The organism is Acidovorax facilis (assembly GCF_023913775.1).
Taxonomy (GTDB): Bacteria; Pseudomonadota; Gammaproteobacteria; order Burkholderiales; family Burkholderiaceae_C; genus Acidovorax; species Acidovorax facilis.
Map to the genome: position 1 here is coordinate 1 of NZ_JAMXAX010000193.1, position 8566 is coordinate 8566.

Annotated in this window: 7 protein-coding genes; 5 read left to right on the forward strand and 2 right to left on the reverse strand. The window is 68.2% G+C overall.

What is annotated here, in order from left to right:
- Nucleotides 1-259 precede the first annotated feature (259 nt).
- The 5 genes from NFX52_RS28400 (at nt 260) to NFX52_RS28420 (ending at nt 4497) form a co-directional block, all read left to right on the forward strand.
- Nucleotides 260-748 (forward strand): Rrf2 family transcriptional regulator, encoded by a 489-nt coding sequence (locus NFX52_RS28400; RefSeq protein ID WP_055400873.1) that lies wholly within the window; start codon nt 260-262, stop codon nt 746-748.
- Nucleotides 726-1670 carry an NAD(P)/FAD-dependent oxidoreductase gene (locus NFX52_RS28405; RefSeq protein WP_055400872.1) on the forward strand — a complete coding sequence of 315 codons (945 nt, stop codon included), beginning with the start codon at nt 726-728 and terminating at the stop codon, nt 1668-1670. The genes NFX52_RS28400 and NFX52_RS28405 overlap by 23 nt, the downstream gene beginning before the upstream one ends.
- Before the next feature lie 201 nt (nt 1671-1871).
- Nucleotides 1872-2735: an AraC family transcriptional regulator gene (locus NFX52_RS28410; protein ID WP_055400871.1), complete on the forward strand. Its 864-nt coding sequence runs from the start codon at nt 1872-1874 to the stop codon at nt 2733-2735.
- Nucleotides 2732-3718 (forward strand): alpha/beta hydrolase family protein, encoded by a 987-nt coding sequence (locus NFX52_RS28415; protein WP_055400869.1) that lies wholly within the window; start codon nt 2732-2734, stop codon nt 3716-3718. The genes NFX52_RS28410 and NFX52_RS28415 overlap by 4 nt, the downstream gene beginning before the upstream one ends.
- A gap of 209 nt (nt 3719-3927) precedes the next feature.
- Nucleotides 3928-4497, forward strand: coding sequence for a P-loop nucleotide/nucleoside kinase family protein (locus tag NFX52_RS28420; RefSeq protein ID WP_055400867.1), 570 nt, complete (start codon nt 3928-3930; stop codon nt 4495-4497).
- 72 nt (nt 4498-4569) lie between these two features.
- On the opposite strand, the gene NFX52_RS28425 is transcribed toward NFX52_RS28420, so the two are convergent.
- Together NFX52_RS28425 and NFX52_RS28430 are read right to left on the reverse strand one after the other, a co-directional pair.
- Entirely contained in the window at nt 4570-6738 is a 2169-nt protein-coding gene (locus NFX52_RS28425; protein WP_055400865.1) for a TonB-dependent receptor family protein, read from the reverse strand.
- Nucleotides 6739-6897: 159 nt separating this feature from the next.
- The gene (locus NFX52_RS28430; RefSeq protein WP_377808570.1) at nt 6898-8241 is read right to left on the reverse strand and encodes a PQQ-dependent sugar dehydrogenase; all 1344 of its coding nucleotides are present in this window, start codon (nt 8239-8241) and stop codon (nt 6898-6900) included.
- Between the last annotated feature and the right edge of the window lie 325 nt (nt 8242-8566).

Here is an 8566-nt window from a genome sequence, read left to right on the forward strand (position 1 = left end):
ATGGGTCATGGTGTGTGGTGCGCGCGGTGGGTACTGCGCTGTTGCGATGAGTTTGTCCAACGGGTTTGCAAGGTCAGCGCAGAGTTTCGACAGGCTCAACCCGAACGGTTGGGGTGGGCAACGTGTCACAGAAATCAAGCCAAATTGGCCTCTAGCGCTTATCCATCAAGCGCTAGTAGCTATTGATTCAGTAGTTGTCTGTTCGTGCGCCAGCAATGTTTCTGGTTGCATGCTAGCATCACGCAACTTTTAATGTTGCATGAAACGAGATAGCCGCCTTTCCAATGTTCTCCACGCGCTGCTGCACATGGCAGAGATGGAGGGGCCCGCCACGTCTGAGGCCATGGCGCAGGCCATGCAGACCAACCCGGTGGTGGTGCGCCGCCTGATGGCGGGGCTGCGGTATGCGGGTTTTGTGTCGTCGGCCAAGGGGCATGGCGGCGGGTGGGTGCTGTCGTGCCCGCTCACCGACATCACGCTCCGCGACATCTACGAGGCGCTGGGCGCGCCCACGCTGCTGGCGGTGGGTAACAGGGTGGAGAGCCCGGGCTGCATCGTGGAGCAGGCGGTGAACCGCGCGCTGACCGATGCCTACCAGGCGGCCGAAGAAGCGCTGCTGGCGCGGCTGGGCGAGGTGACGCTGGCGCAGCTGTCGGCCGAGTTTCATGAACGCATGGTGGCCGGGTGCCACGGGCACAAGGAGATTGAGCATGGCGAGAGCAGCAATGACCACCACCCAAGCGTATGAGGTGATCGTGATAGGCGGCAGCTTTGCCGGCCTGTCAGCCGCAATGCAGCTGGCGCGGGCCCGGCGGCGGGTGTGTGTGGTGGACGCAGGCCAGCCGCGCAACCGGTTTGCGGCGGCGTCGCACGGCTTCTTTGGGCAAGACGGCGAGCCGCCGCTGGCGATGATCGAGCAGGCGCGGCGCAAGCTGGCGGCCTACCCCACGGTGGGTTTTGTGCAGGGCACGGTGGTGTCGGCCACGGCGCAGCAAAGCGCGGGGTCGCCGGAGAGCGGCTTTGCCGTGGCGCTGGACGATGGCACGCACATGGAGGCTCACAAGCTGGTGCTGGCCTTTGGCGTGCAGGATGGTTTGCCTGAGATTGCGGGCCTGCGCGAGCGCTGGGGTGCCACGGTTTTGCACTGCCCGTATTGCCACGGCTATGAATTTGCAGGCCAGCGGCTGGGCGTGCTGTACCACTCGGCAGGCTCGGCCATGCACGCGCAACTGATTGCCGACTGGGGCCCGACCACCCTCTTCCTGAACGGCGACACCACGCTGGAGAACGCCGAGCGCGAGCGGCTGCTGGCGCTGGGCATAACCATCGAGCCCGCACCCATCGCCGCGCTGGAAGGCCCGGGCCAGGCGATGCAGGGTGTGCGGCTGCAAGCCACTGGCGGCGGCGATGCGCGTGTGGTGCCGCTGGCTGCGCTGTATGTGGCCGCCACCACGAGCCCCGCCAGCCCGCTGGCCGAGCAGCTGGGCTGCGCGTTGGACGACGGCCCTATGGGCCCGTACCTCCGCACCGATGCCAACAAGATGACCACCGTGCCCGGCGTGTATGCCGCAGGCGACCTGACGCTGATGCGGCACAACGCCACGCTGGCCTCGGCCGAAGGGGTGCTGGCGGGTGTGGGGGCGCACCAGGCGCTGGTGTTTGGGCAATAAGAGCAGCTAACAAAACTCTTCTGGCGTTGTTGCCGCGTCTTGTCGTACTGCTCGTACTGCCTGCGACGCAGCGCCTAGCCAGAACCGCTTCGCTGATTTTTGTCAGCCGCTCTAAGTAGCGCAGCGCTACCGCGGCACCCGGCCACAAAGTAGCAAGATCGGCTAAGTACCGACGCGCAAGCTGCGGCACACTCTGCGGCCATGAGCCTGGACCAGAGCGCCGATCAGCACTACCGCGACCGCGTGGCCCGCGTGATCGCCCACATCGTGGCGCACCCGCTGGCAGCGCATCGGCTGGAGGACCTGGCCGCCATTGCCCACTTTTCCCCTTTCCACTTCCACCGCGTCTACAGCAGCATTGCGGGCGAAACCGTGGCCGCCACGGTGCGCCGCGTGCGCCTGGCCTTGGCCACGCGGCTGCTGGAGCAAGGCGGGCAGAGCATCACGCAGGTGGCGATGGAGGTGGGGTACGACAGCCCGCAGGCCTTCACCCGCGCGTTCAGCCAGTTCACCGGGCAGTCGCCACGGGCGTTCCAGCGGGACATGCACCGCCTCATCCTCGATCCAGGCGCCAAACGCGCTCACGCGAAGGCCGAGCAATCGCTGGCCGTGCAGATCGTGGAGCGTCCGGCGCAGCGCCTGCATGCATTGCGCCACCAGGGGCCGCCATCCACCATCCCCCACACGCAGCGGCGGCTGTACCTGCAGTGCGGGCAGCGCGCAGCCCACCGGCTGGGCGCATCGTGCGGAGACCCGCAGGACCTGGGCGGCGGGTTTCGCTACTACGCGGCGGTGGTGCTCCCAGAGCCGCTCCCTGCGGCAGATGGCGGGCTGGAACGGCTGGACATCCCGGCAGGCCTGTACGCACGCCACACGCTCACCGGCCCCTACACGCGCATCAACGCGGCACTGGCGGCCATCCACACACGCTGGCTCCCGGCCAGCGGCTATGAGCCGGACGACCGCCCCACGCTGGAGCACTACCTAAACTCCCCCCGCAACGCCGCGCAGGCGGACCTGCGCACCGACCTGCTGATTCCCATCCGCCCCACCACATCCCTATGACCCGTTTTCGCTGGCTCTTTCGTTCCCTTTTGCCCGCAGCGTTCTGCTGCGCCACCACCCTGGCCCAGGCTGCGGGCTTTGCCTTTATCGAGGTGCCCGCAGACAAGGACGGGCCCGCGCTGCGCGGCGCCGTGTGGTCGCCCTGCAGCGCGCCGCCGGGCCGCATCGACCTGTCACCCCTGGTGCTGCAAGGCACGCGGGACTGCCCCCTCACCGGCCAGGGCCTGCCATTGATCGTCATGTCGCACGGCACGGGCGGCTCGGCCCTGGGGCACCACGACACGGCGGCCACGCTGGCCGATGCGGGCTATGTGGTGGCCACCATCAACCACCCGGGTGACAACTTTCAGGACCTGAGCCGCCAGGGCTACCTGTCGGCCTTTGCCACGCGGCCGGTGGACATGAAGCGGCTCACGGATTACATGCTGGGCGCCTGGCCCCAGCACGCGCAGCTGGACGCGGGCAAGGTCGGTTTCTTTGGCTTTTCACGCGGTGGCTACACGGGCCTGGTGGCCATCGGCGCCGTGCCGGACTGGACGTCTCGGCAAGACCTGTGCTCGCCGCTATCCACCCGGCCCTTGTGCGGCGAGATCCGGCGCAAAGAAATCCCCGCCACCCCTGCGCCGGACCCGCGCATTCGGGCGGCAGTCATCGTCGACCCCTTGAGCGTCTTCGATGCCAAGGGCCTGGGGCACGTCAGAACCCCCATCCAGCTGTGGGCCTCGGCGCTGGGTGGTGATGGCGTCACGCTGCAAAGCGTGGAGACGGTGCGCCAGGGCCTGCCCAGCGCGCCGGACTGGCACGTGGCAGCCAACGCGGGGCACTTCGCCTTTCTGGCGCCCTGCTCACCAGCGCTGGCCGAGGCAGTGCCCGGCATCTGCCGCGATGCAGCAGGGTTTGACCGGGTGGCTTTTCATCAGGGTTTCAATGCCCAGGTGCTGGTGTTCTTTCAGCGGCACATCGCGCCAGCCAAAGCGCCCTGAGGGCAGTTCGGCATTCGTCGCGCCCACGCTGCCCGTGGGTTGACGCAGCCAGCGCCTGCCACCTACACTGCCCACCTCGCACCTGATCTTTGGGATCGGAGCGAACCGCAAAGCCCTCCACCACCGTTGAGGGCTTTTTTTCGTCTGCCCTATGGAAAGCTCTCCCTGCTTGCAGAGAGGGCTTTTTGCATTTCTGGAGCCTTTTTCACATGCACACCGCTTCGACCCACACCGCCCCCGCAGCCGTTGCAGGCACCGCCCCCCGCATCCACCTGGTCATCGGCCCGGTGGGAGCGGGCAAGTCCACCTTTGTGCGCCACCTGGTGCAGCAGCACCGCGCCGTGCCGCTGAACCTGGACGACTGGATGGCCACGCTGTTCTCGCCCGACCGGCCCGACACGGCTGACATGGCCGATGTGATGGCCTGGTATGTGCCGCGCACGCTGCGCTGCCTGGCGCAAATCTGGAAGACCGCCGAGGCCGTGCTGGATGCGGGCCACGATGTCGTGCTGGAGGTGGGCCTGATCCAGCAGCACCAGCGCGACGCCTTCTATGCCCGCATGGGGCCGTGGGCCGACACCATGGTGGTGTATGTGCTCGATGCTCCGCGCGACGTGCGCCGCGAGCGCGTGTTGCGGCGCAATGCCGAACAGGGAGAGACGTTTTCGATGGTGGTGCCGCCGCACATCTTTGAGCTGGCCAGCGACCTGTGGCAACCGCCCGGCGATGTGGAGTGCGCGGAACGCACCGTGGTGTTTGTGCCGATGGCGGAGCGGTAGGCCGTGGTTGCAGCTGCCTGCACGCAGGCCCTTCCGTGGCGATGGAAGGGCCCCGGGGCCAGACCACCTCGACTACATGAACTGCGCGCGCAGCCCCACCATGAGGCGCCTGCCCGCGGCGGGCTCGAAGTAGCGGCCGTTGGCGTCGTTCACGATGAGGGTGGCTGCGTGGTGGCGGTTGAACACGTTGTCGAGCCGGGCCCAGAGCTGCCAGCGCGTCGTGCCTGCACCTGCACCTGGACCTGCTTGTTGGCCGCCCCAGCCGTAGGCCGCGTGCAGGCCCAGCACGGCAAAGCCTGCGGCCCGCTCGCTGTTGACATCGTTGGCAAACACCGGCCCCGACACGTTCGCCGTGGCACCCAGTTGCCAGCGTGTGGTGGGCGCGTAGTCGATGGCAAGCTGCGCAGCGTGCCGCGCTGTGCCCGGCAACTGGTTGCCTGCGGCGACGTTGGCGCCCCCTGCCCCGGCGTAGGCGCTGCCAAAGTGGGCATCCAGGTAGGTGTAGCTGGCGCGCGGGGCCCAGGTGCCCCACTGTGCACGCCAACCCACCTCTAGCCCTCGGCGCCGCACGTTGTCCACGTTCTGGAACACCGAGCGGCCGTTGACCGTGGCCACGGGCACGATCTCGCCCTGGCTGCGGGTGTCGAACCATGCCAGCTCCAGCTGCTGGTGGGTGCCTTGCCACTTGGCGCCCACCTCCCACTGGCGGCTGCGGGCGGCAGCCAGTCCGAAATTGGGGCCGGTGTTGCCGGTGCTGTAGGCCATCTCGGCCAGCGTGGGGGTTTCAAAGCCCTGGCCTGCGTTGGCGTACAGGTTGAGCTGGTCGGTGGCGGCCCACACCAGACCCAACGCGGGGCTGGTGTGGCGCCAGTTGCGCGCGCCACTGTCGTCGGGGTTGGCGGGGGTGATGTAGCGGTCATCCACCTTCACGCGCACCTGGCTGGCGCGCAGCCCGGCGATGGCGCGCCAGCGCGGCGAGAGCCAGGCGTCGACCTGGGCATACACATCGGTGTTGGTGGCACCGTCTTGTTCGTCGCGCCGCAGCGCACCGCTGGTGCCCGCGTTGTTCACAAACCCCTGGCGGTGTTCAGACAGGCGGTTGACCTCTGCCCCCACCGTCCACGTCAGCGGCAGGCCCGAGGGCAGGCGCACGGCCCGCGTCCAGGTGGCGGCCGCGCCCTGGTAGCTGCGGTCCAGGTCCACCACCCCGCCTGCGCTGTTGGCCGCCGCGCCGCTAAAAGACAGGTACTGCGTGAGCCGCCGCCCACCGCCATAGGCGCGCAGCCGCACGCTGTCGGTGTCGCTGAGCTGGCGCTCCAGCACCAGGCCCAGCTGGTTCTGGTCCACCGACTTGCGGGTGTTGAAGGTGGTGGCCAGGGCGCCGGCCTGGCGCGGGTCGCCATCGAACTGCGCGCGTGTGAGGCCCAGCGGGTCTTGCGCCATGGGCTGGTCGTACAGGTTGACCAGGGCTGTGATGCGTGTGCGGCTGTCGGGCTGGGCCTGCAGCTTGGCGTTGAGGTGCGTGCGCCGCGCGGCGCTGTGGCCGCGCCAGCCCTCGGTTTCGAAGTGCGACACCCCCAGCAGCCCGCCCAGGCGCTGGTCGCCAAAGTCCAAGGATGCGTCCACCAGCCGCTGGCCGAACGAGCCCAACGCCACCCCCGCCTGGGCGCCACCGCCGGGCCGGGGCGCGCGGGTGGTGACCTGCACCACGCCCCCTGCGGCGTTGCCATACAGCTGCGCGAGCGGGCCGCGCAACACTTCGACCTGGCTAGCCGACGGCAGGTGCGCGGTGGCCGCCTGGCCCTGGCCGTCGGGCATGGTGGCGGGGATGCCGTCCACCAGAATCCGCACACCCCGCACACCAAAGGTGGCGCGGGAGCCAAAGCCCCGCACCGCGATCTGCAGATCCTGCGCATAGTTGCCCCGGTCTGTGGCCACCACGCCAGCCTGCCCGGCCAGCAGCTCCGAAAGGTTCACCAATGGCGTAGGGGCCGTGAAGGCATCCACGGCCACGCTGCTGTGGCTGGCGGCACTGTCAAACTGGCGCTGCGCCTGCGCGCTGCCGGTGACCTGCTGGATTTCAAGTGTGGGGGGCGTGGTGGGCAGTGACTGGGCGGGATCGGCCGGGCTATCTTGCGCATGGGCATGGGCGTGCGCCACCACGCACGCGCAACTGGCCAGGATGCGGGCAACCCGGTTAACTTGGGCGGCGTGGGGCCAATGGGTGGCTGCAAAAGACATGGGTGCCGATTCCTGGTTGGGGAATTTCTGAACGGGGTTTTACGAAGCGTCGCGTGGCGGGCACAGGGGCCACGCCCCGCAAGCCGCAGGATAGTCTGCTGTGGCCCCGTGGCGGTCATGCGAACCACCGCAACGAAGGGCCGAGCACCTACGCAGACGTCATTCGGACCGCACCACGCGCCAGACCACGTTGCCCACGTCGTCGGCCACCAGCAACGCGCCCTTGCCGTCCAGCGCCACGCCCACCGGGCGGCCATAGGCGTCGCCGTCCTTGCTCAAGAAGCCCGTCAGAAACGGCTGGGGAGGCCCCGAGGGGCGCCCGTCGGCAAAGGGAACGAACACCACGTTATAGCCCGTCAGCTCCTTGCGGTTCCACGAGCCGTGCTGGCCGATGAACGCGCCGCTGGCGTAGGCGCCGGGCATGCGGGCGTCGGAGAACGCCAGGCCCAGCGGCGCAACGTGTGAACCCAGGCCAAAGTCGGGCGCGATGGCCTTGGCCACCATGTCGGGGTTGGGCGGGTTGACACGGGTGTCCACATGCTGGCCCCAGTAGCTCCAGGGCCAGCCGTAAAAGGCGCCGCCCTTCACCGAGGTGAGGTAGTCGGGCACCAGCTCGTTGCCCAGTTCGTCGCGTTCGTTCACCACCGTCCAGAGCAGCTTGCTCTGCGACTCCCAGCCCAGGCCGTTGGGGTTGCGCAGGCCGGTGGCAAACAGCCGCTTGCTGCCAGTCTCCACGTCCACCTCCCAGATGGCGGCGCGGCCCTCTTCCGCCGCCATGCCGTTGTCGCCCGCATTGCTGTTGGAGCCCACGGTGGCATACAGCTTGCGGCCATCGGGGCTGGCGATGATGTTCTTGGTCCAGTGGTGATTGGCCCCGGCGGGCAGATCGGTGAGCCTGACGGGTGCCGTGTTGACCGAGGTCTGCCCGGTTTCGTAAGGCACCTTCACCACACCGTCGGCCGTGGCAATGAAGAGCTGGGTTCCCACCAACGCCATGCCAAAGGGCGAGAGCAGGTCTTGCATAAAGGCGGTGCGCACATCCGCCACGCCGTCACCGTCCGTATCGCGCAGCAGCGTGATGCGGTTGGCGCTGGGCGTGCCGGCGCCAGCGCGTTTCATCACCAGGCCCATGGCCAAGCCACGCAGACCGTCGGAGTGCACGTTTTTGGCGCCCTCTGCAGGCGGCGGCTTGTTGCTTTCAGCGACCAGCACATCGCCATTGGGGAGGGTGTAGACCCAGCGCGGATGGTCCAGCCCACGCGCCAGCGCCGTGACCTTGAACCCCGCAGGGGCCTGCGGCTGGGCGCCCTGCGGCCAACCCTGTGCAGGTGCGATGTTGAAGGTGGGCACCAGGCCACTCTTTTCCGGTGCAGGCAATTGCGGGTTCGGACCCAGGCCGGGGCGAGGGGTGGCCGGCTGGGCCAGGGCCAGAGCCATGGACCCTGCCAGGGCCAACGCCAGCGGCCCCTGGGTGAAGCGGTGGGAGCAGAGGTGCGTTTTCATCAACGCAGTATGGGCGGCCCGATTTGCGGGCAGCTGTAGGCCAGTGCCGTCAGTTCCGCATGTGATGGCGGCGTGTGATGGCGGCGTGCGCACCGTGCACCCACATAGAGACAGCGGGCACACAATGCCGCGTCGATTTTGGTCTTGGTAGCCTTGGATGCCCCCTGCGCCGCGCCAAGGGCATGGTGGCCAACTGGCCTAGGAGCTTGTCGGGCTTTCCCGCCTACCGCGAGTGGGCGGCGGCCTGGAAAATCGCGCCAGTTTAAAAAGACCTCCCCTGCATGAGCCGCTTCATCGCCGTAGATCGAGACACCGCCTACTTGCT

Coding starts and splice junctions, on each gene's coding strand:
- NFX52_RS28400 (WP_055400873.1), top strand. CDS start 260: ATGAAACGAGATAGCCGCCTTTCCAATGTTCTCCACGCGCTGCTGCAC.
- NFX52_RS28405 (WP_055400872.1), top strand. CDS start 726: ATGACCACCACCCAAGCGTATGAGGTGATCGTGATAGGCGGCAGCTTT.
- NFX52_RS28410 (WP_055400871.1), top strand. CDS start 1,872: ATGAGCCTGGACCAGAGCGCCGATCAGCACTACCGCGACCGCGTGGCC.
- NFX52_RS28415 (WP_055400869.1), top strand. CDS start 2,732: ATGACCCGTTTTCGCTGGCTCTTTCGTTCCCTTTTGCCCGCAGCGTTC.
- NFX52_RS28420 (WP_055400867.1), top strand. CDS start 3,928: ATGCACACCGCTTCGACCCACACCGCCCCCGCAGCCGTTGCAGGCACC.
- NFX52_RS28425 (WP_055400865.1), bottom strand. CDS start 6,738: ATGTCTTTTGCAGCCACCCATTGGCCCCACGCCGCCCAAGTTAACCGG.
- NFX52_RS28430 (WP_377808570.1), bottom strand. CDS start 8,241: ATGAAAACGCACCTCTGCTCCCACCGCTTCACCCAGGGGCCGCTGGCG.